General features: G+C 56.5%; 21 protein-coding genes, 1 pseudogene and 1 other annotated feature. Of the genes and pseudogenes, 9 read left to right on the top strand and 13 right to left on the bottom strand.

The annotated features are described in order from the left end of the window. Positions 1 to 28 precede the first annotated feature (28 nt). Genes oppB through oppF form a run of 4 tightly spaced genes read left to right on the top strand, consistent with a single transcriptional unit; the run spans position 29 to position 3,898 of the window. Positions 29 to 949: an oligopeptide ABC transporter permease OppB gene (oppB, locus tag ACQUTD_RS13265; RefSeq protein WP_072568643.1), complete on the top strand. Its 921-nt coding sequence runs from the start codon at positions 29 to 31 to the stop codon at positions 947 to 949. Between the two features lie 14 nt (positions 950 to 963). After that, the gene (gene oppC / locus ACQUTD_RS13270) at positions 964 to 1,872 is read left to right on the top strand and encodes an oligopeptide ABC transporter permease OppC (protein ID WP_072568642.1); all 909 of its coding nucleotides are present in this window, start codon (positions 964 to 966) and stop codon (positions 1,870 to 1,872) included. Between the two features lie 11 nt (positions 1,873 to 1,883). Next, positions 1,884 to 2,897, top strand: a complete 1,014-nt coding sequence (oppD, locus tag ACQUTD_RS13275) for an ABC transporter ATP-binding protein (RefSeq protein ID WP_072568641.1) — start codon at positions 1,884 to 1,886, stop codon at positions 2,895 to 2,897. Continuing rightward, a complete protein-coding gene (oppF, locus tag ACQUTD_RS13280) occupies positions 2,894 to 3,898 on the top strand; it encodes a murein tripeptide/oligopeptide ABC transporter ATP-binding protein OppF (protein ID WP_072568640.1) in 1,005 nt (334 codons plus the stop codon). The genes oppD and oppF overlap by 4 nt, the downstream gene beginning before the upstream one ends. Before the next feature lie 134 nt (positions 3,899 to 4,032). Here oppF and ACQUTD_RS13285 read toward each other — a convergent pair whose 3' ends face one another. Continuing rightward, positions 4,033 to 4,362: an HI1450 family dsDNA-mimic protein gene (locus ACQUTD_RS13285; RefSeq protein WP_473276022.1), complete on the bottom strand. Its 330-nt coding sequence runs from the start codon at positions 4,360 to 4,362 to the stop codon at positions 4,033 to 4,035. A 34-nt stretch (positions 4,363 to 4,396) separates the two neighbouring features. After that, on the bottom strand, positions 4,397 to 5,857 hold the full coding sequence (cls, locus tag ACQUTD_RS13290) for a cardiolipin synthase (protein WP_072568638.1): 1,461 nt from the start codon (positions 5,855 to 5,857) through the stop codon (positions 4,397 to 4,399). A 138-nt stretch (positions 5,858 to 5,995) separates the two neighbouring features. Here cls and ACQUTD_RS13295 point away from each other — a divergent pair, with 138 nt between their 5' ends. Continuing rightward, the gene (locus tag ACQUTD_RS13295; protein WP_088218644.1) at positions 5,996 to 6,169 is read left to right on the top strand and encodes a YciY family protein; all 174 of its coding nucleotides are present in this window, start codon (positions 5,996 to 5,998) and stop codon (positions 6,167 to 6,169) included. 40 nt (positions 6,170 to 6,209) lie between these two features. Here ACQUTD_RS13295 and ACQUTD_RS13300 read toward each other — a convergent pair whose 3' ends face one another. Then, positions 6,210 to 6,506, bottom strand: a complete 297-nt coding sequence (locus ACQUTD_RS13300) for a YciI family protein (protein ID WP_321987562.1) — start codon at positions 6,504 to 6,506, stop codon at positions 6,210 to 6,212. Positions 6,507 to 6,728: 222 nt separating this feature from the next. Between ACQUTD_RS13300 and tonB the strand changes: the two genes are divergently transcribed. Continuing rightward, positions 6,729 to 7,454: a TonB system transport protein TonB gene (gene tonB / locus ACQUTD_RS13305; protein WP_473276138.1), complete on the top strand. Its 726-nt coding sequence runs from the start codon at positions 6,729 to 6,731 to the stop codon at positions 7,452 to 7,454. Between the two features lie 56 nt (positions 7,455 to 7,510). Here the strand turns inward: tonB and yciA are convergent, their stop codons facing one another. The 4 genes and pseudogenes from yciA to ACQUTD_RS13325 form a co-directional block, all read right to left on the bottom strand. Beyond that, a complete protein-coding gene (yciA, locus tag ACQUTD_RS13310; protein WP_473276017.1) occupies positions 7,511 to 7,912 on the bottom strand; it encodes an acyl-CoA thioester hydrolase YciA in 402 nt (133 codons plus the stop codon). Between the two features lie 21 nt (positions 7,913 to 7,933). Continuing rightward, positions 7,934 to 8,473: a septation protein A gene (locus ACQUTD_RS13315; protein ID WP_129362684.1), complete on the bottom strand. Its 540-nt coding sequence runs from the start codon at positions 8,471 to 8,473 to the stop codon at positions 7,934 to 7,936. Positions 8,474 to 8,524: 51 nt separating this feature from the next. Continuing rightward, positions 8,525 to 9,268, bottom strand: coding sequence for a YciC family protein (locus ACQUTD_RS13320; protein WP_473276015.1), 744 nt, complete (start codon positions 9,266 to 9,268; stop codon positions 8,525 to 8,527). A gap of 26 nt (positions 9,269 to 9,294) precedes the next feature. Further along, positions 9,295 to 9,384 (bottom strand): annotated as a pseudogene (locus ACQUTD_RS13325) (YkgJ family cysteine cluster protein); the annotation flags it as partial. 193 nt (positions 9,385 to 9,577) lie between these two features. Between ACQUTD_RS13325 and ompW the strand changes: the two are divergent. Further along, a complete protein-coding gene (ompW, locus tag ACQUTD_RS13330; protein WP_473276012.1) occupies positions 9,578 to 10,213 on the top strand; it encodes an outer membrane protein OmpW in 636 nt (211 codons plus the stop codon). A 42-nt stretch (positions 10,214 to 10,255) separates the two neighbouring features. Here the strand turns inward: ompW and trpA are convergent, their stop codons facing one another. The 5 genes from trpA to ACQUTD_RS13355 are packed head-to-tail and all read right to left on the bottom strand — an operon-like array spanning position 10,256 to position 16,791. Next, complete coding sequence (gene trpA, locus ACQUTD_RS13335; protein WP_318375016.1) at positions 10,256 to 11,065, bottom strand: tryptophan synthase subunit alpha; 810 nt, start codon at positions 11,063 to 11,065, stop codon at positions 10,256 to 10,258. Further along, the gene (gene trpB, locus ACQUTD_RS13340) at positions 11,065 to 12,258 is read right to left on the bottom strand and encodes a tryptophan synthase subunit beta (protein WP_072568630.1); all 1,194 of its coding nucleotides are present in this window, start codon (positions 12,256 to 12,258) and stop codon (positions 11,065 to 11,067) included. Before trpB ends, trpA begins: the two co-directional genes overlap by 1 nt. Positions 12,259 to 12,268: 10 nt before the next feature. After that, a complete protein-coding gene (gene trpCF, locus ACQUTD_RS13345; protein ID WP_473276008.1) occupies positions 12,269 to 13,633 on the bottom strand; it encodes a bifunctional indole-3-glycerol-phosphate synthase TrpC/phosphoribosylanthranilate isomerase TrpF in 1,365 nt (454 codons plus the stop codon). Next, positions 13,634 to 15,229, bottom strand: a complete 1,596-nt coding sequence (trpD, locus tag ACQUTD_RS13350; RefSeq protein WP_473276004.1) for a bifunctional anthranilate synthase glutamate amidotransferase component TrpG/anthranilate phosphoribosyltransferase TrpD — start codon at positions 15,227 to 15,229, stop codon at positions 13,634 to 13,636. Then, positions 15,229 to 16,791 (bottom strand): anthranilate synthase component 1, encoded by a 1,563-nt coding sequence (locus ACQUTD_RS13355; protein WP_473276002.1) that lies wholly within the window; start codon positions 16,789 to 16,791, stop codon positions 15,229 to 15,231. The genes trpD and ACQUTD_RS13355 overlap by 1 nt, the downstream gene beginning before the upstream one ends. A gap of 22 nt (positions 16,792 to 16,813) precedes the next feature. Beyond that, positions 16,814 to 16,909 (bottom strand) — a sequence feature (Trp leader region). A gap of 159 nt (positions 16,910 to 17,068) precedes the next feature. Here ACQUTD_RS13355 and rnm point away from each other — a divergent pair. Together rnm and ACQUTD_RS13365 are read left to right on the top strand one after the other, a co-directional pair. Then, positions 17,069 to 17,950 (top strand): RNase RNM, encoded by an 882-nt coding sequence (rnm, locus tag ACQUTD_RS13360; protein ID WP_473276000.1) that lies wholly within the window; start codon positions 17,069 to 17,071, stop codon positions 17,948 to 17,950. Next, a complete protein-coding gene (locus tag ACQUTD_RS13365) occupies positions 17,947 to 18,567 on the top strand; it encodes an L-threonylcarbamoyladenylate synthase (protein WP_072568626.1) in 621 nt (206 codons plus the stop codon). The genes rnm and ACQUTD_RS13365 overlap by 4 nt, the downstream gene beginning before the upstream one ends. Positions 18,568 to 18,599: 32 nt before the next feature. Here ACQUTD_RS13365 and ACQUTD_RS13370 read toward each other — a convergent pair whose 3' ends face one another. Beyond that, a complete protein-coding gene (locus ACQUTD_RS13370; RefSeq protein WP_473275996.1) occupies positions 18,600 to 19,355 on the bottom strand; it encodes an alpha/beta fold hydrolase in 756 nt (251 codons plus the stop codon). Between the last annotated feature and the right edge of the window lie 15 nt (positions 19,356 to 19,370).

Here is a 19,370-nt window from a genome sequence, read left to right on the forward strand (position 1 = left end):
CAAAGGCACAGGCCAGAAGGTACGGGCAATGTTGAAATTTATTTTACGTCGTTGTCTGGAAGCAATTCCGACACTCTTAATTCTTATCACTATTTCCTTCTTTATGATGCGTCTTGCGCCGGGTAGTCCCTTTACCAGCGAGCGCGCGCTGCCGCCGGAAGTCATGGCGAATATCGAAGCGAAATACCATTTAAACGATCCCATCATGACGCAGTATTTCAGCTATCTGAAACAGCTGGCGCAGGGGGATTTCGGACCGTCTTTCAAATATAAAGACTACTCCGTTAACGATCTGGTGGCGTCGAGCTTCCCGGTCTCTGCGAAATTAGGCGCAGCAGCCTTCCTCCTCGCCGTCATTTTTGGCGTCGCGGCTGGGGTAATCGCGGCACTCAAACAAAATACCAAATGGGATTATACGGTAATGGGCTTTGCCATGACCGGGGTGGTTATTCCGAGCTTCGTGGTAGCCCCGTTGCTGGTATTAATATTCGCGATCACGCTGAAATGGTTACCAGCCGGTGGCTGGAACGGCGGCGCGCCGAAATTCATGATCCTGCCGATGGTGGCGTTATCGCTGGCCTACATCGCCAGTATTGCGCGTATCACCCGCGGATCGATGATTGAAGTGCTGCACTCCAACTTCATCCGTACCGCGCGGGCGAAAGGCTTGCCGATGCGCCGTATTATCCTGCGCCACGCCCTGAAACCAGCGTTACTGCCTGTGCTCTCTTACATGGGGCCAGCGTTCGTCGGCATCATCACCGGCTCAATGGTCATCGAAACCATTTACGGTCTGCCGGGTATCGGCCAGCTGTTTGTTAACGGCGCGCTCAACCGCGACTATTCGCTGGTGCTGAGCCTGACGATCCTTGTCGGAACCCTAACCATTCTGTTTAACGCGATTGTTGACGTGCTCTACGCCGTTATCGATCCGAAAATCCGTTACTAACGCTGGAGTACGCCATGATGTTAAGTAAGAAAAACAGCGAGGCGCTGGAAAACTTCAGTGAGAAGCTTGAAGTCGAAGGGCGCAGCCTGTGGCAGGACGCGCGCCGTCGCTTTATGCATAACCGCGCCGCCGTCACCAGTTTGATTGTGCTGGTGCTGATTGCGCTGTTTGTGGCGCTGGCCCCGGCGCTGTCGCAGTTCAGTTATTTCGATACCGACTGGGGCATGATGTCCAGCGCGCCGGATATGGAATCGGGTCACTACTTTGGTACTGACTCCTCTGGCCGCGATCTGCTGGTGCGTGTGGCTATCGGCGGGCGTATCTCGCTGATGGTAGGGATTGCCGCCGCGCTGGTGGCGGTGGTGCTTGGCACATTATACGGCTCGCTTTCCGGCTATCTCGGCGGCAAAGTGGATTCCGTGATGATGCGCCTGCTGGAGATCCTCAACTCCTTCCCGTTCATGTTCTTCGTTATTCTGCTGGTGACCTTCTTCGGGCAAAACATTCTGCTGATCTTTGTTGCTATCGGCATGGTGTCCTGGCTGGATATGGCGCGTATCGTGCGCGGCCAGACGCTGAGCCTGAAACGTAAAGAGTTCATCGAAGCCGCGCAGGTTGGCGGAGTCTCCACCTTTAATATCGTCGTACGTCATATCGTGCCAAACGTGCTCGGCGTGGTGGTGGTTTACGCCTCGCTGCTGGTACCCAGCATGATACTGTTTGAATCCTTCCTGAGCTTCCTTGGCCTCGGCACGCAAGAGCCGCTGAGCAGCTGGGGCGCGCTGCTGAGCGATGGCGCGAACTCGATGGAAGTTTCACCCTGGCTGCTGCTGTTCCCGGCAGTATTCCTGGTCGTAACCCTGTTTTGTTTCAACTTTATCGGCGATGGCCTGCGTGATGCCCTCGACCCGAAAGATCGTTAAGGAGCGCTGTAATGAGCATGACTGAAATCGTATCGACGTCTCAGGCGCAGCAAACTTCCGACATCCTGCTGGATGTGAAAGATCTGCGGGTGACGTTTAAAACTCCGGACGGCGACGTGACGGCGGTAAATGACCTGAACTTCAGCCTGAAAGCCGGTGAAACCCTGGGTATCGTGGGCGAATCGGGTTCGGGTAAATCCCAGACCGCCTTTGCGCTGATGGGCCTGCTGGCCTCCAACGGCGTGATCGGCGGATCGGCGAAATTTAATGGCCGCGAGATCCTCAATCTGCCTGAGCAGGCGCTTAATAAGCTGCGTGCCGAACAAATTTCGATGATTTTCCAGGATCCGATGACGTCGCTGAACCCGTATATGCGGGTCGGCGAGCAGTTAATGGAAGTGCTGATGTTGCACAAGAACCTCGGCAAAGCCGCGGCTTTTGAAGAGTCAGTGCGTATGCTGGATGCGGTAAAAATGCCGGAAGCGCGTAAGCGTATGCGCATGTATCCCCATGAGTTTTCCGGCGGTATGCGCCAGCGTGTGATGATCGCCATGGCGCTGCTGTGCCGTCCTAAGCTGCTGATTGCCGACGAACCGACCACCGCGCTTGACGTGACCGTTCAGGCGCAAATCATGACCCTGCTCAACGAGCTGAAACGCGAATTTAATACCGCGATTATCATGATCACCCACGACCTCGGCGTGGTCGCCGGTATCTGCGATAAAGTGCTGGTGATGTATGCCGGACGTACCATGGAGTACGGCTCGGCGCGTAATGTGTTCTATCAGCCGGCGCACCCGTATTCCATTGGCCTGCTCAACGCCGTGCCGCGCCTGAATGCTGAAGGCGAAGCGCTGCTGACCATTCCGGGCAACCCGCCGAACCTGCTGCGTCTGCCGAAGGGCTGCCCGTTCCAGCCGCGATGCCCGCATGCGATGGAAATTTGTCACACCGCGCCGCCGCTGGAAGAATTCGCCCCGGGCCGCCTGCGTGCCTGCTTTAAGCCGGTGGAGGAACTGGTATGAATGCGCTGACCGAAGAAAGAAAAGTCCTGCTGGAAATTGCCGATCTGAAAGTGCACTTCGACATCAAAGACGGTAAACAGTGGTTCTGGCAGCCGTCCAAAACCCTGAAAGCTGTTGATGGCGTCACGCTGCGTCTGTATGAAGGCGAAACCCTCGGCGTGGTGGGTGAATCCGGCTGCGGTAAATCGACTTTTGCCCGCGCCATTATTGGCCTGGTGAAAGCCACCGACGGTAAAGTCGCGTGGCTGGGGAAAGATCTGCTGGGGATGAAGCCGGAAGAGTGGCGCGATGTGCGCAGCGATATCCAGATGATTTTCCAGGATCCGCTGGCCTCGCTGAACCCGCGTATGACCATCGGCGAAATCATCGCCGAGCCGCTGCGCACCTATCAGCCGAAAATTTCCCGCCAGGAAGTGCGCGAGCGCGTGAAAGCGATGATGCTGAAGGTCGGCCTGTTGCCGAACCTTATCAACCGCTACCCGCACGAATTTTCCGGCGGTCAGTGTCAGCGTATCGGCATCGCCCGCGCGCTGATCCTTGAGCCGAAGCTGATTATTTGCGATGAGCCGGTGTCGGCGCTGGACGTGTCAATCCAGGCGCAGGTAGTGAACCTGCTGCAAAAATTACAGCGTGAAATGGGGCTGTCGCTGATCTTCATCGCCCATGACCTGGCGGTGGTGAAGCACATCTCCGATCGTGTGCTGGTGATGTATCTCGGACACGCGGTGGAGCTGGGCACTTACGATCAGGTGTACCACAATCCGCTGCACCCCTATACCAAAGCGCTGATGTCAGCGGTGCCGGTACCGGATCCGGATCTGGAGCGAAACAAGCAGATCCAGTTGCTGGAAGGGGAGCTGCCGTCGCCGATCAATCCGCCGTCGGGCTGCGTTTTCCGCACCCGCTGTCCGATTGCCGGCCCGGAATGCGCGAAAACCCGTCCGGTGCTGGAAGGCAGTTTCCAGCACGCGGTGTCCTGCCTGAAGGTTGATCCGCTGTAACCTGAAACCTTGCCCGGCGGCGCAGGCTTGCCGGGCCTACAGGTTCAGTGCAGGCCGGGTAAGCGCCGCCACCCGGCACAGACGCAATAAAAAAGGGCTGACATTCGTCAGCCCTTTTTACATTGATGCATGGATTATTCACGCCACAGAATATGGCAAAGCTTGTGATTTTTTTCCCGGCACAGCAGCACGCGGGCGAAAATATCGTTCAGCTCGCCGCCGTCGGTATCCGCCAGACCAATCACCACTTCCGAGAAGAAGTCCGGGTTCAGATCATAATCGACATGTTCCTGCCAGTCTTCTGCCGGATCGAACAGTTCGGCACCGCCGCGCTCTTCAAATTGTAAATTAAAAAGGATCACATCTGCCGGATCGAGGTTATCGACCGCCAGTTCGAGAAAAATGTCGTAAGCCTGCTCAAGCGTTTCGTCTTCAGTCAGACGATTGTTCAGATCCATTTCCATGATGACTACCTGGTTAACCACTGTTGGGCACGTTTTACAGCAACGGGCTGAAGAAGTAAAACAGTCGCTCAGTGATCCGTTGCCACAGCGGGCGTTTAACCCACAGTCTGGCATCCAGCATCCGTGAACGCGAAATATAATCGTCCTGTACCGCCGCCAGATCGGCGCCGAATCCGGCGTCGTCGATCACCAGCGTGATCTCAAAGTTGAGCCACAAGCTGCGCATATCCAGATTGACCGTACCCACCAGGCTCAGTTCGCCATCCACCAGCACGCTCTTGGTATGCAGCAGGCCGCCTTCAAACTGATAGATTTTCACCCCGGCGGCGAGCAGTTCCGAAAAGAACGCGCGACTCGCCCAGCCCACCAGTACCGAGTCGTTTTTACGCGGCAGGATAATGCTCACGTCAACGCCACGATGCGCCGCCGTACAGATGGCATGCAGCAGATCGTCGCTCGGCACGAAATAGGGCGTGGTCATAATCAAATATTCACGCGCTGAATAGACTGCGGTCAGCAGCGCCTGATGGATCAAATCCTCCGGAAAACCGGGCCCGGAAGCGATGGTGTGAATGGTATGCCCGCTGGCCTGCTCAAACGGCATAATATTGGCGTCCGGCGGGGGCGGGAGGATGCGTTTACCGGTTTCGATTTCCCAGTCGCAGGAATAGACAATGCCCATTGCGGTGGACACCGGGCCTTCCATGCGCGCCATTAAATCCACCCACTGGCCGACGCCCGCATCCTGTTTAAAGAAGCGCGGGTCAACCATGTTCATGCTGCCGGTGTAGGCGATATAGTTGTCGATCATCACCATTTTACGGTGCTGACGTAAATCCATGCGGCGCAAAAAGACACGCATCAGATTCACTTTTAGCGACTCAACGACCTCGATGCCCGCGTTGCGCATCATATTAACCCACGGGCTGCGGAAATAATTCACGCTGCCCGCTGAATCCAGCATCAGGCGGCAATGCACACCGCGACGGGCGGCGGCCATCAGCGATTCAGCAACCTGATCCGCCATGCCGCCGGGCTGCCAGATATAGAACACCATCTCGATATTATGGCGCGCCAGCTGAATATCCCGGATCAGCGCCTGCATCACATCATCAGAAGAGGTGAGCAGCTGTAGCTGGTTGCCTTTCACCCCGGCGATGCCCTGACGCCGTTCGCACAGCTTAAACAGCGACGCGGCAACGTCGCTGTTTTCTTCGGCGAAGATATGCTTGCAGGCTTTGAGATCGTTTAACCATTTGGCGGTGGAGGGCCACATTGCCCGGGCGCGTTCGGCGCGTCGTTTGCCCAGATGCAGCTCGCCAAAGGAGAGATACGCAATAATGCCCACCAGCGGCAGAATATAGATGACCAGAAGCCAGGCCATGGCGGAGGTGACGACGCGGCGTTTCATCAGGATGCGTAACGTTACACCTGCAATCAGGAGCCAGTATCCCAAAATGACCAGCCAACTCACCAGCGTGTAGAAGGTTGTCATAAAAAATCCTTTTGAATGCGTAATCCCCTGAGTTTACGCGTAAGCATTCAACTGGCAAATAAAAACCACCGACAAAAGCGCTGGTATGGCCCGTGCAAGGGTCTATAATGCGGGCTTCGTTATTAAAGAGTTGTCATCATGAAGCGTAGTAGACCGGAAGTAGGGCGCTGGCGTATGGTTCGCCAGGCGAGCCGCCGTAAGGCGCGCTGGCTGGAAGGGCAGTCACGTCGAAATATGCGCATCCACTCGATCAGAAAATGTTTACTCAACCATCACCGTAATTCGCTGCTGTTTGCGTTTCAGGAATTCTGATCCCCAGGGCACCGCCAGCCGGTGCCCACTGTTTCGCGCCTTAAAATACTTTGCGGAACGGTTTCACTGACACCTTCTGATAGACGCCTGCCGCCACATACGGATCGGCATCAGCCCAGGCTGTCGCCTCTTCCAGCGATGGGAATTCCGCAATGACGGTTGAGCCGGTAAAGCCCGCCGGGCCCGGATCGTTACTGTCCACCGCAGGCATCGGCCCCGCGGTCAGCAGACGACCCTCATCACGCAGCAACTGCAAACGGGCAAGGTGTGCCGGACGCACTGACATGCGTTTTTCGAGCGAATCAGCATTATCTTCAGCGTAAATCACATAAAGCACGGGCAAACTCCTTAATGGGTAAAGTCGCGGGTTACGTTAAGTCAAAGTATTCAGGACTGCAACGCAAAGTTAGCCGGGGTGTTAATAACCTTGATTTACATGCGCTATTTACAGCGAATGGACGGACTAAATGCGCGATAGATGAGATGGCTTATTGAATATGATTGCTATTTGCATTTAAAATCGAGACCTGGTTTTTTAACTGATACGATTATGACTTCAATGACCTTTGATACGCCTCGCCGCATTGCCTGGCCGACGCTACTGTCTGTTGGTGTACACGCCGCCGTGGTGGCCGTGGTGCTTTATAGTTCCGTAAAACAGGTTATTGAACTGCCTGCGCCCTCGCAGCCTATCTCCGTCACCATGGTCACCCCCGCTGAGCTGGAGCCGCCACAGGTGTCACCGCCGCCGGAACCGGTGGTTGAACCGGAACCAGAGCCTGAGCCGGAACCCGTTCCGGAGCCGCCAAAAGAAGCGCCGGTGGTGATCGAAAAACCGAAGCCAAAGCCGAAACCCAAACCGAAGCCGAAGCCAAAACCGGAAAAACGCGTTGAGCAGCCGAAGCGTGATATGCGCCCGGTGGAACCGCGTCCGAGCGCGCCAGCACAGAGCTTAGCGCCGCGTACCGTGACCAACCCGGCACCGGCGCAAAGCCGACCGGTGAATAACACACCGGCCGGTCCGCGCGCATTGAGCCGTGGTGAGCCGCAGTATCCGGCGCGCGCGCAGGCGCTGCGCATCGAAGGCCGTGTGCGGGTTAAGTTTGATGTGACTTCCGACGGACGCGTGGAGAATGTCCAGATCCTGGACGCCACGCCGCGTAATATGTTCGAGCGGGAAGTGAAAACCGCGATGCGTAAATGGCGTTATGAGCCGGGCAAACCGGGTAATGGCATAACCGTTAACATCGTCTTCCGCCTGAACGGCGGGGCCTCGATGGACTGACGGGCCGCCGGGCCAAAAAAAAGCCTCTGTACAGAGGCTTTTTTATTGTCTGCGATTCAGGACTGTGGCGGCAGGGCGCGGGGTTTACCTTCGCTGTCCACGGCCACATAGATAAAGAGCGCTTCGGTGGCCTTATAGCGCTGGCCAATGGGTTCGGATGAGACTTTCTTCACCCATACTTCCACATTGATGGTCACAGAGGTATTGCCGCGCTTAATGCAGCGGGCATAGCAGCACACCACATCACCCACGGCCACCGGGCGCAGAAAGGTCATGCCGTCGACGCGCACCGTCACCACGCGGCCATGGGCGATCTCTTTCGCCATAATTGCGCCGCCCATGTCCATCTGCGACATCAGCCAGCCGCCAAAAATATCGCCATTGGCATTGGTATCCGCGGGCATCGCCAGCGTGCGTAATACCAGTTCTCCCTGCGGAGCCTCATTTGTTGTCGTCATTATTATCTCAGTCTGTACGCTTCAGGATTTATCTTCAGCAGGCATATGGCGGTAAATATAAATCCCGCTCAGCAGCGTAAAAATCAGCGTTAAGGCCGACAGGCCAAACACTTTAAAATTAACCCAGATATTTTGCGGCAGCCAGAAGGCGATATAGATGTTCGCCAGCCCGCAGAGAATAAAGAACACCGCCCAGGCGATATTCAGTTTCGACCAGACGTGCTGCGGCAGGGTGAGCTCTTTGCCCAGCATGCGCTGGATCAGCGGCTTTTTCATCACCCACTGGCTGAATAACAGCGCACCGGCGAACAGGGCGTAAATCACCGTTACCTTCCATTTGATAAATTCATCGTTATGGAAGAACAGCGTTAAGCCGCCAAATACCGCCACCAGCACAAAGGTGATCAGCGCCATTTTTTCCACTTTGCGATAACGCACCCAGCTGTAAATCAGCACCACGGCGGTGGCGACGATCAGCGCAGCCGTCCCGGCATAAATGTCATACAGCTTATAGAAGGCGAAAAAGACAATCAGCGGCAGAAAATCAAGAAACTGCTTCATTCTTTAATTCCGATAGTAATACCCGTCGACGTGGAAGCCGACGGGTGAATGTTAAGGACGGATCAGCATATAAAGGCGGAAAAGATAAATCAGCAGTACGGCAGAGATTAAATTGCTCACCGTATTAGCTACCACCGCGCCCACGTTCGGCGTCAGGGCGGCAAAGCTGGAGGCAAACATCAGCAGCACTGTTTTTGCCAGCAGCCAGCCGATAATGGCGGGTGCCACCAGTCGCATATTCGCCCAGGCCATGCGCATACTGGCGCGCAGCGCGGTAAAGATACCCATTTTTTCCTGTACCAGCATGACGGGTGCAAAGGCCAGCACGATGGCCAGCAGCACGCCGGGCACGACGATCATCATAATGCCCACCTGCACCAGCAGGGTGGTGATGAAAATCAGCGCAAACAGCTTCGGCAGCACAGGCGCGCTGGCGCCAATCGCCCGCAGGGCGCTAACGCGTTGCCCGGCGGAGATAAGCTGGATCATCAGCAGTACGCCACCGGCCAGAATGGCGTTACCAATCAGCCCGGAGAAGGTGGACGCCGCCGACGCGCGCAGCAAAACCTGCTGTTGCTCCGGCGTCATATTCTGCACCAGCTCCATCAGACCAACGCTACCGGACAGATTATCGCCTTCGCTTAAAATCGACAGTTGTTCCTCACTGGGCGAAAAAACATGACCAAGCATCACCGTGATAAATGCACATAACAACGCGATCAGCAGAATAGTAACGAACTGATTACGAAAAAAATTTCCCGTGTCACGGTAAACGGACTTCGCCGTGATAGACATGCCCTCTCCTTGAGTTAAGCAGGTGTTTATTCAGCTGCCGATTGTACCCTGGTTGACCCGCAAGTGGCAGCATCAAGGGTGGTATGGAAAAGCATATCTTTGTAAAGCGAGGGTAATGGCTGCCCGTTACGCACAAAAATTAAAAATTGATGCAGACCGGTAAACGCGGTTTTATCGGAATGGGCGGTAAAATTAATCCAGATCAACAAAGGTTAAATTATTGGTTTAAATGTGATCTGTGGCAGATCACTTTCTACTTCGATGTAGGTATATTCACCGCGCAAATAAAACCACATCAAAGGAGTGGAGATGAAAAAGTTAGCTGTGGCAGCGCTGGTACTGGCAGGTCTTTCCCAAAACGTGTATGCCCATGAAGCAGGCGAATTCTTTGTCCGTGCCGGTTCCGCTACCGTGCGCCCGACTGAAGGCTCGGATAACGTGCTGGGCAGCCTTGGCGGGTTTAACGTCGATAACAACACCCAGCTGGGCCTGACCTTCACTTATATGGCAACGGACAATGTTGGCGTTGAATTGCTGGCTGCCACGCCGTTTCGTCACAAAGTCGGTACCGGTCCGACCGGCGACCTGGCAACCGTTCATCATTTACCGCCGACCCTGATGGCGCAGTGGTATTTTGGCGATGCGGGCAGCAAAGCGCGTCCCTATATCGGCGCGGGCGTCAACTACACCACGTTCTTTGATGAAAAATTTAACGATACCGGTAAAGAAGCGGGGCTGTCTGACCTGAGCCTGAAAGATTCCTGGGGGCTGGCGGGGCAGGTGGGGCTGGATTATCTCATCAACCGTGACTGGCTGTTGAATATGTCCGTCTGGTATATGGATATTGATACCGATGTGCGTTTTAAAGCCGGTGGCGAGCAGCAGAGCGTGCATACCCGTCTTGATCCCTGGGTATTTATGTTTGGCGCGGGTTATCGATTCTGACAGGAATATGCCGCCCGATTATCATTCAGGCGGCAGACGAGGTTATTGCGGCAGGGTCGCGGCTTTCAGGCCCTGAACAAAAGCTTTCAGCTCCGCCAGCATTGCGGTGGAGTTATCAAGATTCTTCTCGATAATTTTGACGATGGCGGAGCCGGAGATCGCCCCGGCAGCACCCGCGCCCAGCGCGGCAGTCACCTGAGCCGGGGCCGAAATACCAAATCCCTGCAATGCCGGTGCGGCATTATATTCACGCAGTTTATCCACCAGATGATTCAGCGGCAGCGCGGTGCCGTTCTCGGATCCGGTCACCCCGGCGCGTGACAGTAAATAGGTATAGCCGCGGCCATAAGAGGCGATCTGGCGCAAAAGATCGTCATCAGCGTTCGGCGGGCAGATAAAAATCGGTGCGACATTGTGACGCAGCGCCGCCTGACGGAACGGGGCTGACTCCTCCACCGGCACATCCGCCACCAGCACGGAATCGACACCGGCCTTTTCACACTGGGCATAAAACTCATCAATGCCGCGGCTGAATACCAGGTTGGCGTACATCAGCAGGCCAATGGGCATATCCGGATATTTCTGGCGCACGGTAGTGAGAATTTCAAAGCACTGCGCCGGGGTGACACCTGCGGCAAAGGCGCGCAGGGTCGCGTTCTGAATGGTCGGGCCATCCGCCAGCGGATCGGAAAAGGGAATACCCAGCTCCAGCGCATCGGCACCCGCTTCAATCAGCGTGTCGATGATTTTCAGCGACTGCTCAGGGGTGGGATCCCCCAGCGTCACGAAGGGGACAAACGCGCCTTCCTTGCGATCCTTCAGGCGTTTAAACAGGTTTTCATAGCGTTCCATTACATTTCCCCTCGCGCTTTCAGAATATCGTGAACCGTAAAGATGTCTTTATCGCCGCGGCCGGACAGGTTAACCACCAGCAGCTGCTCTTTTTCCGGGTTTTCGCGCATCATTTTCAGCGCATGGGCCAGCGCGTGGGAGGATTCCAGCGCCGGAATAATGCCTTCACTGCGGCACAGCAGCTTGAACGCGTCCAGCGCTTCGTCATCGGTGATGGACACATAATCCGCACGCCCGATGCTGTTAAGATGCGCGTGCTGCGGGCCGACGGACGGGAAATCCAGACCGGCAGAAATGGAGTAGGACTCTTCAATCTGACCATCTTCCGTCTGCATCATTGGCGACTTCATACCGAAGTAAATCCCCACGCGGCCATGCTTAAGCGGCGCGCCGTGCTCGCCGGATTCAATACCGTGTCCGGCAGGCTCAACGCCAATCAGCCCGACGCCGGTCTCTTCGATAAAGTCAGCAAACATGCCGATAGCGTTAGAACCGCCGCCGACGCAGGCGATCACCGCATCCGGCAGACGCCCCTCTTTTTCGAGGATCTGTGCTTTGGTCTCTTCGCCGATCATGCGCTGGAATTCACGCACGATGGTCGGGAAGGGGTGCGGACCCGCGGCAGTACCCAGCATATAGTGCGCAGTATCGTAGCTGCCGGACCAGTCACGCAGCGCCTCGTTACAGGCATCTTTCAGCGTGGCCGAGCCGCTGTACACCGGGATTACTTCTGCGCCCATCAGACGCATACGGAAGACGTTCGGCGACTGGCGCTCCACGTCTTTTGCGCCCATATAAATGCGGCATTTCAGGCCGAGCAGCGCCGAGGCCAGCGCTGACGCCACACCATGCTGACCCGCACCGGTTTCGGCGATGATTTCCGTTTTACCCATTTTCTTCGCCAGCAGCGCCTGACCCAGCACCTGGTTAGTTTTGTGCGCGCCGCCGTGCAGCAAATCCTCGCGCTTGAGGTACAGCGTGGTTTTGGTGCCCGCCGTCAGGTTCTGGCATTTCGTCAGCGCCGTCGGACGACCGGCATAGTTTTTCAGCAGGTCAGTGAACTGCGCCTGGAATTCAGGATCTTTTTGCGCGTTTACAAAAGCTTCTTCAAGCTGACGCAGGGCGGGCATCAGGATCTGCGGCACGTACATACCGCCAAACTCGCCGAAATAGGGATTCAGTAATGTTGTCATGCTTGCTTCCTTAATATGCTCTGAGCGTGCGGAAAACCGAGGCCAGTTTGTCGGCATCTTTAATACCCGGTTCACGCTCTACGCCTGAATTAAAATCGAGACCGGCACAACCGGCCCTGGCGGCTTCCACGCAGTTATCGGCACCAAGTCCGCCTGCGAGCAGCACGTTGTCGAGGCGTTGTCCCGCCAGCAGCGACCAGTCAAATCGCTCCCCGCTACCGCCCTGACCGTTATCGAACAGATATTTATCCACGTGCTGATAATCCCGCGCGGGCAGCATGGTGGCGACGCTGAGCGCTTTCCATATCTGCACATCAGCCGGCAGCGCGGCGCGTAATGCATTCACGTACTGCTGGTCTTCCGTGCCATGTAATTGCACGGCGGCAAGCCCCAGCCGTTGCGCGCGTGCAACCACATCGTCCACCGGCGCGTTGCGGAACACGCCGACGTAGCGCAGGCCAGGCGCGGCACTTATCACCGCCTGCGCCTGTTCATCGCTGACTGCGCGCGGCGAGGTGTCGACAAAAATCAGCCCACCGTACACCGCCCCGGCCTGATAAGCGGCCTGCGCGTCTTCCGCGCGGGTCAAACCACAGACTTTGTTTTCGCCGAGCAGCACGCGCAGCACGGCGGCATTCAGATCGGGATATTCCATCAGCGCCGAGCCAATCAGGAATCCGTTGGCGAAATGACTCAGCTCACGCACCTGCGCATAGGTATTAATGCCTGACTCGCTGATCACCGTGACGCCTGCGCCCAGGCGCGGCGCCAGTTGGCGGGTACGGTTCAGATCGATAGAAAGATCGCGCAGGTCACGGTTATTAATGCCAACCACTTTCGCCTCAAGGGCAATGGCGCGCTCCAGCTCTTCTTCATTACTGACTTCCGTCAGCACGCCCATCTCCAGGCTATGTGCGACGGCGGCAAGCTGGCGGTACTGCTCGTCATCCAGCACGGACAGCATCAGCAGGCAGGCATCCGCCTGGTAGAAACGCGCCAGGTAAATCTGGTAAGGATCGATAATGAAATCCTTGCACAGGATCGGCTGTGGCGCGATGGCGCTGACCACCGGCAGAAAATCGAAGTTGCCGTGGAAATATTTTTCATCCGTCAGCACCGAAATAGCCGACGCATGGTGTTTGTAGATCTCGGCGATCTGCGCCGGATCAAAGTCTTCGCGGATCACGCCTTTAGACGGCGATGCTTTCTTGCACTCCAGAATAAACGCCGTGCGCGCGCCCTGCAGGGCAGAATAGAAACGGCGTGTGCTCGGCACCACCTGATTCTGAAAACTGGTAAGCGGCTGTTGCGCTTTGCGGGCCTCAACCCAAATCGCCTTATCTGCGACGATTTTCGCTAAAACGGTTTCCATCATTTACCCTCTTGCCGCAAGTGCGGTGACTTTGTCATACGCCGCGCCGCTGTGCAGCACATCCAGAACTTTTTGCGCATTGGTCTGTAAATCTTCTTCGCCGTGCAGACGCATCAGCATGGCGACGTTAGCGGCCACGGCAGCTTCATGCGCAGCCTCGCCTTTACCTTGTAATAAGCGCGTCAGAATGTCACGGTTTTCTTCCGGCGTGCCGCCTGCCAGCTGCTCCTGATGGTAAGGGGTCAGGCCAAAATCGGCGGCGGTCAGCTGATAGCTTTTGATTTCCCCTTCATGCAGTTCGGCCACTACCGTCGGCGCATGCAGCGACACTTCATCCATGCCGCCGCTGTGTACCACGGCCGCACGCTGATAGCCCAGCACGCGCAGCGTTTCGGCAATCGGCAACACCAGCTCCGGGCTGTAGACGCCAATCAGCGCCAGCGGCGGATGCGCCGGGTTGATCAGCGGCCCCAGCACGTTAAACAGCGTGCGGGTTTTCAGCTGCTGACGCACCGGCATGGCGTGACGAAAACCGGTGTGATATTTGGGCGCGAACAGGAAACAGACGCCCAGCTCGTCCAGCGCGGTGCGGGATTTTTCCGCCTGCATATCCAGATTAATGCCGAAGGCCGCCAGCAGATCGGAAGAGCCCGATTTACTGGAAACGCTGCGGTTGCCGTGTTTGGCGACTTTCAGCCCGCAGGCCGCCGCCACAAAAGCGCTGGCGGTGGAAATATTGATGCTGTTGCTGCCGTCGCCGCCGGTGCCGACAATATCCGCAAAGGCATAATCCGGGCGCGGGAAGGGCGCGGCATTTTCCAGCAGGGCGGTGGCGGCCCCGGCGATCTCATTCGGGTGTTCGCCGCGGATCTTCATGCTGACCAGCGCCGCCGCCAGTTGCTCTGGCTTCAGCTCGCCGCGCACTACCGCAGTAAACAGCTGGTGGCTCTCCTGCTGGCTCAGGGTCTGTGCCTGGTAAAGTTTTTCGAGGATCGGTTGCAGAGTGTTGGTCTGCTCCAGTTTTTGCATCGCCCATGCCAGGGTCTGCTCCAGCAGACGCGCGCCCTGGGTGGTGAGGATCGATTCCGGATGGAACTGGAAGCCGCAGACGCGATCCGCATCGTGGCGCACTGCCATCACCATGCCGTTGAAATGGGCGTTGATGGTCAGACCCGCCGGAATATTACTGCCCACCAGCGAATGGTAACGGGCGACCGGCAGCGGATTGCTCAGCCCGGCGAACATCGCCTGGCCGTCATGTTCAATACTCGACGCTTTGCCGTGCAGGATCTCACCTGCCTGGCCGACGTAACCGCCGTAGGCTTCGACAATCGCCTGATGACCCAGACAGATGCCGATGATCGGTAGTTTGCCGCGCAGACGGGTGAGCAACTCTGGCATGCAGCCTGCTTCCGACGGCGCGCCCGGCCCTGGCGATAGCATTAGCACCGGGTTGTCCATGGTGGTCAGACGGTCAATCAGCGTCTGCGCCGGGACATGATTACGGTAAATCACCACATTGTGCCCGCTGGCGCGCAGCTGATCGGCGAGGTTGTAAGTAAACGAATCGATATTATCGAGCAGCAGAATATCAGCCATCAGAACGTCTCCTGTGCGTGGTGTGCAGTGGCAATGGCGCGCAGGACGGCGCGGGCTTTATTACGGGTTTCATCGGCTTCGGACTGCGGCACAGAATCCAGCACCACGCCGGCACCCGCCTGAACGGTGGCGATGCCGTTTTCCACGTAGGCGGAACGAATGACGATGCAGGTGTCGAGATCGCCGTGGGCGGTAAAATAACCCACCGCGCCGCCGTAGCTGCCGCGACGGGTACCTTCGGCACCGGCGATCAGCTGCATGGCGCGAACTTTTGGCGCGCCGCTCAGGGTGCCCATATTCATACAGGCGCGATAAGCGTGCAGCGCATCCAGATCGTGGCGCAGTTCACCCACCACGCGGGAAACCAGATGCATCACAAAGGAGTAGCGGTCGACTTTGGTCAGATCCGCCACGTAACGGCTGCCCGGCGTACAGATGCGGGCCAGATCGTTACGCGCTAAATCCACCAGCATCAGGTGTTCCGACAGCTCTTTATGGTCGGTACGCATTTCCAGCTCAATACGGCTGTCCAGATCGCGATCCAGCGAGCCATCAGCGCGACGCCCGCGCGGACGGGTGCCCGCAATGGGGTAGATCTCAATCTGGCGGGTGTTTGCGTCATATTTCAGCGAGCTCTCGGGCGACGCGCCGAACAGGGTGAAATCGGCATCCTGCATAAAGAACATGTACGGGCTGGGATTGCTTTTCTTCAGCACATCATAGGCTGCCAGCGGTGACGGGCAGGGCAGGGAGAAGCGGCGGGACGGCACCACCTGGAAAATTTCCCCGGCGCGGATCGCTTTCTGCATTTCGCGCACTACCGCGCCGTACTCCTCGTCGCTCTGATTACAGTCGCAGCGCATGGAGGCGATGGATTCCACCGGCAGCGCAACGGGCAGGTCGTGCAACTGCTGGCGCAGCGTTGCCATTCGTTGCGTCAGGCGATCGCGCTCGGCGGGCTGCGGCGTAAAGAGGCTTGCCTGGATACGGGTATGCTGCTTCTGGTGATCGATCACCAGCAGCGTTTCCGCCAGGTAAAAACAGTAATCCGGGCAGTTATTATCCTGCGCCAGGGCCGGTAATTCTTCAAAACCTGCCACCAGGTCATAGGCGAACAGACCGCCAAAGAACATCGCTTCACGCTCATCGGCAGGCAGTGTGACCAGCATTTGCAGCAGGCGGAAGGCGTCAAATACCGACAATGAACACAGGCGGGCGTCTTCATCCAGCAACGCGCTAACCGGCGGGAAGCGCAATACACGACTGTTATCCGTTTTTATATTTTCCACGCCGGAGGGCAGCGCCGCGTCCAGCAGCGGCAGCAGGGACGCGCCATTGGCGGTGAAAGCATTGATAGTGACAGTGTCACCCAGGGCGGTAATGCGCAGCGCGGCATCCACCAGCAGCAGGCTTTTTAAATCATTTTTGCTGTCGATGTCGGCAGATTCGAGCAGTAGCGTTGCCGGACGCGCGCCGCAGATCTGGTGAAACAGCGCCGTCGGATTTTCACGGTACACTGCATCATCAGTAAGAAGTTCGAGTGCTGGTTTTTGCGTTTGCATAATCGTTCTCGTTATTTTGTTCATAAAAAAGCCCGCTCACGAGGCGGGCCGGGGTATCTGTTTGCGTGACGCAGACGTGACCTCACTGCCCGTAATCAGGAGTGCGCCACCAGCGGTTACGTGTTGTTAATGCGGTCATTTTCAGATACCTCGTCGTGTGAACTTGCGTACTAGTTAACTGGTTCGGCGAAATAAAGTCAACCCCTGATTTCGCAAAAATCATCGGTAACCGTTATGATGGCGCGGTCACCTTTTTTATATCCCCATGGGAGCCGCTTTGAGCGACACGAATTACGCAGTGATATACGATCTTCATTCCCACACTCTCGCTTCAGACGGTTTGCTTTCACCCGAAAAACTGGTGCACCGCGCGGTTGAGATGCGCGTCGGTACGCTGGCGATCACCGATCATGACACCACCGACGCCATAGCCCCCGCGCAGGCCGAAATTGAACGCGCGGGCCTGGCTTTAACGCTCATCCCCGGCGTGGAAATCTCCACCCTCTGGGAAAACCATGAGATCCATATCGTCGGCCTCAATATTGATAGCACTCATCCGGCAATGTGTGAACTGCTGGATGAACAAAAGGCGCGACGCCAGCAGCGGGCGCAGCTTATCGCCGAACGGCTTGAAAAAGCGCATATTCCCGGCGCACTGGAAGGAGCGCAGGCCCTGGCGCAGGGCGGTGCCGTGACCCGTGGGCACTTCGCGCGTTTTCTGGTCGCCAGCGGCAAAGCCAATAACGTGGCGGATGTATTTAAAAAATACCTCGCGCGGGGGAAAACCGGCTACGTTCCGCCACAGTGGTGTACAATAAAACAAGCTATTGATGTCATTCATCATTCTGGCGGCAAAGCGGTTATCGCCCATCCGGGGCGGTATGATTTGAGCGCTAAATGGCTGAAAAGACTGCTGGCGCACTTCGCCGAACAGGGCGGCGACGCCATGGAAGTATCGCAATGTCAGCAGGCGCCTAACGAGCGCACCCAGCTTGCAGCTTATGCGCAACAGTTTGGTTTACTGGCTTCGCAGGGCTCGGATTTCCATCAGCCCTGCCCGTGGATCGAACTGGGGCGTAGGCTTTGGTTACCCGCAGGCGTGGAAGGGGTGTGGACGTCGTGGGAGCAGCCACAGAACACCAATGAGAGGGCAGTATGAGTCAGTTTTTCTATATTCACCCGGACAACCCGCAGGCGCGGCTGATTAATCAGGCCGTGGAAATTGTGCGCAAAGGCGGGGTGATTGTTTATCCAACCGATTCCGGCTATGCGCTGGGGTGTAAACTGGAAGACAAAGGCGCCATGGAGCGCATTTGCCGCATCCGACAGCTGCCGGACGGCCACAACTTTACCCTGATGTGCCGCGATCTGTCGGAGCTGTCGACCTACGCTTATGTGGATAACGTGGCGTTCCGGCTGATCAAAAACAACACGCCCGGCAACTACACTTTCATTCTGAAGGGCACGAAAGAAGTGCCGCGCCGCCTGTTGCAGGAAAAACGTAAAACCATCGGCCTGCGCGTGCCATCCAACCCCATCGCCCTGGCGCTGCTGGAAACGCTCAATGAGCCAATGCTTTCCACCTCGCTGATGCTGCCGGGCAGCGATTTTACCGAATCCGATCCGGAAGAGATCAAAGATCGCCTGGAAAAACATGTCGACTTAGTGATCCATGGCGGTTATCTCGGCCAGCAGCCAACAACGGTTATCGATTTAACCGACGATTCGCCGGTGATCCTGCGCGAAGGCGTCGGTGACGTTAAACCTTTCTTATAAGTGATGCGCCGGGCCACAACGGGTGGCCCGGCTTATAGCGTACAGAACTCGCTTAATGCCTGCGCCAGTCCTGTCGGGTTTTCCCATGACATAGAGTGGCCTGCGGCATTAATGATCCGGCACGCTATTCCTTGTGACTTAACCGCTTCAAAATCCTGATCCGGCAAAGACCATTCCCCGAACAGTAACTGTTTACGAACCGGCAGGGCGGTAAAGAGGGAAAACCATTCAGGTTCGATACCTTCAACCAGTGATGTTGCTCCGCGCCAGACGGCGAGCGGCAGAGTGCTCTGCAAAGAACCTTTCCATGGACTCTCTTCGTTATCAATTAAGCCCTGGTAACCTCCGGCTATAAATTCATCTTGTGAGATTGCCGCAATCCCGCGGCTGAATTGGCCGCCACCTTTATAAAAGTTTGGCTCCGATACAATTAGTCCCAGAAGTGATGCCTGCATTGCGGTGGCCACTTCAATGGCAATGCTGCCGCCCATGCTGTGTCCGTATAACCAGAACTGCATCAGGCCAATGTCCGTCAGCAATTCAGTTACCGCCTGAGCCTGATCGGTGGTGGAGTAACTGTAATGCGCTGGTTTATCACTGTAGCCACTGCCCGGCAAATCTATCAAAATAACCCGCCGCGGTGAAAAAGCCGGGTCCATGACGACACGCGGGTATTCAAAGGACGAGGCACATCCCAGTCCGTGAATAAAGACCAGCGGTTCGCCAGGCCCCGGCAAATCGTGATAGCGGATCTGACATCCTGCGACTGAAGAGGTAAAACTTTTCATCGTGTCTCCCTTATA

It is taken from the genome of Enterobacter sp. K510, from assembly GCF_055804875.1.

What these genes read in the sequence shown, in the direction of transcription:
- ACQUTD_RS13295 (WP_088218644.1), top strand. Translation starts at nt 5,996, where the DNA reads ATGAAGCGTAGTAGACCGGAAGTAGGGCGCTGGCGTATGGTTCGCCAG.
- ACQUTD_RS13315 (WP_129362684.1), bottom strand. Translation starts at nt 8,473, where the DNA reads ATGAAGCAGTTTCTTGATTTTCTGCCGCTGATTGTCTTTTTCGCCTTC.
- ACQUTD_RS13320 (WP_473276015.1), bottom strand. Translation starts at nt 9,268, where the DNA reads ATGTCTATCACGGCGAAGTCCGTTTACCGTGACACGGGAAATTTTTTT.
- ACQUTD_RS13370 (WP_473275996.1), bottom strand. Translation starts at nt 19,355, where the DNA reads ATGAAAAGTTTTACCTCTTCAGTCGCAGGATGTCAGATCCGCTATCAC.
- tonB (WP_473276138.1), top strand. Translation starts at nt 6,729, where the DNA reads ATGACCTTTGATACGCCTCGCCGCATTGCCTGGCCGACGCTACTGTCT.
- trpA (WP_318375016.1), bottom strand. Translation starts at nt 11,065, where the DNA reads ATGGAACGCTATGAAAACCTGTTTAAACGCCTGAAGGATCGCAAGGAA.
- trpD (WP_473276004.1), bottom strand. Translation starts at nt 15,229, where the DNA reads ATGGCTGATATTCTGCTGCTCGATAATATCGATTCGTTTACTTACAAC.
- ompW (WP_473276012.1), top strand. Translation starts at nt 9,578, where the DNA reads ATGAAAAAGTTAGCTGTGGCAGCGCTGGTACTGGCAGGTCTTTCCCAA.
- oppD (WP_072568641.1), top strand. Translation starts at nt 1,884, where the DNA reads ATGAGCATGACTGAAATCGTATCGACGTCTCAGGCGCAGCAAACTTCC.
- ACQUTD_RS13365 (WP_072568626.1), top strand. Translation starts at nt 17,947, where the DNA reads ATGAGTCAGTTTTTCTATATTCACCCGGACAACCCGCAGGCGCGGCTG.
- oppF (WP_072568640.1), top strand. Translation starts at nt 2,894, where the DNA reads ATGAATGCGCTGACCGAAGAAAGAAAAGTCCTGCTGGAAATTGCCGAT.
- oppC (WP_072568642.1), top strand. Translation starts at nt 964, where the DNA reads ATGATGTTAAGTAAGAAAAACAGCGAGGCGCTGGAAAACTTCAGTGAG.
- trpB (WP_072568630.1), bottom strand. Translation starts at nt 12,258, where the DNA reads ATGACAACATTACTGAATCCCTATTTCGGCGAGTTTGGCGGTATGTAC.
- ACQUTD_RS13285 (WP_473276022.1), bottom strand. Translation starts at nt 4,362, where the DNA reads ATGGAAATGGATCTGAACAATCGTCTGACTGAAGACGAAACGCTTGAG.
- yciA (WP_473276017.1), bottom strand. Translation starts at nt 7,912, where the DNA reads ATGACGACAACAAATGAGGCTCCGCAGGGAGAACTGGTATTACGCACG.
- oppB (WP_072568643.1), top strand. Translation starts at nt 29, where the DNA reads ATGTTGAAATTTATTTTACGTCGTTGTCTGGAAGCAATTCCGACACTC.
- trpCF (WP_473276008.1), bottom strand. Translation starts at nt 13,633, where the DNA reads ATGATGGAAACCGTTTTAGCGAAAATCGTCGCAGATAAGGCGATTTGG.
- ACQUTD_RS13355 (WP_473276002.1), bottom strand. Translation starts at nt 16,791, where the DNA reads ATGCAAACGCAAAAACCAGCACTCGAACTTCTTACTGATGATGCAGTG.
- cls (WP_072568638.1), bottom strand. Translation starts at nt 5,857, where the DNA reads ATGACAACCTTCTACACGCTGGTGAGTTGGCTGGTCATTTTGGGATAC.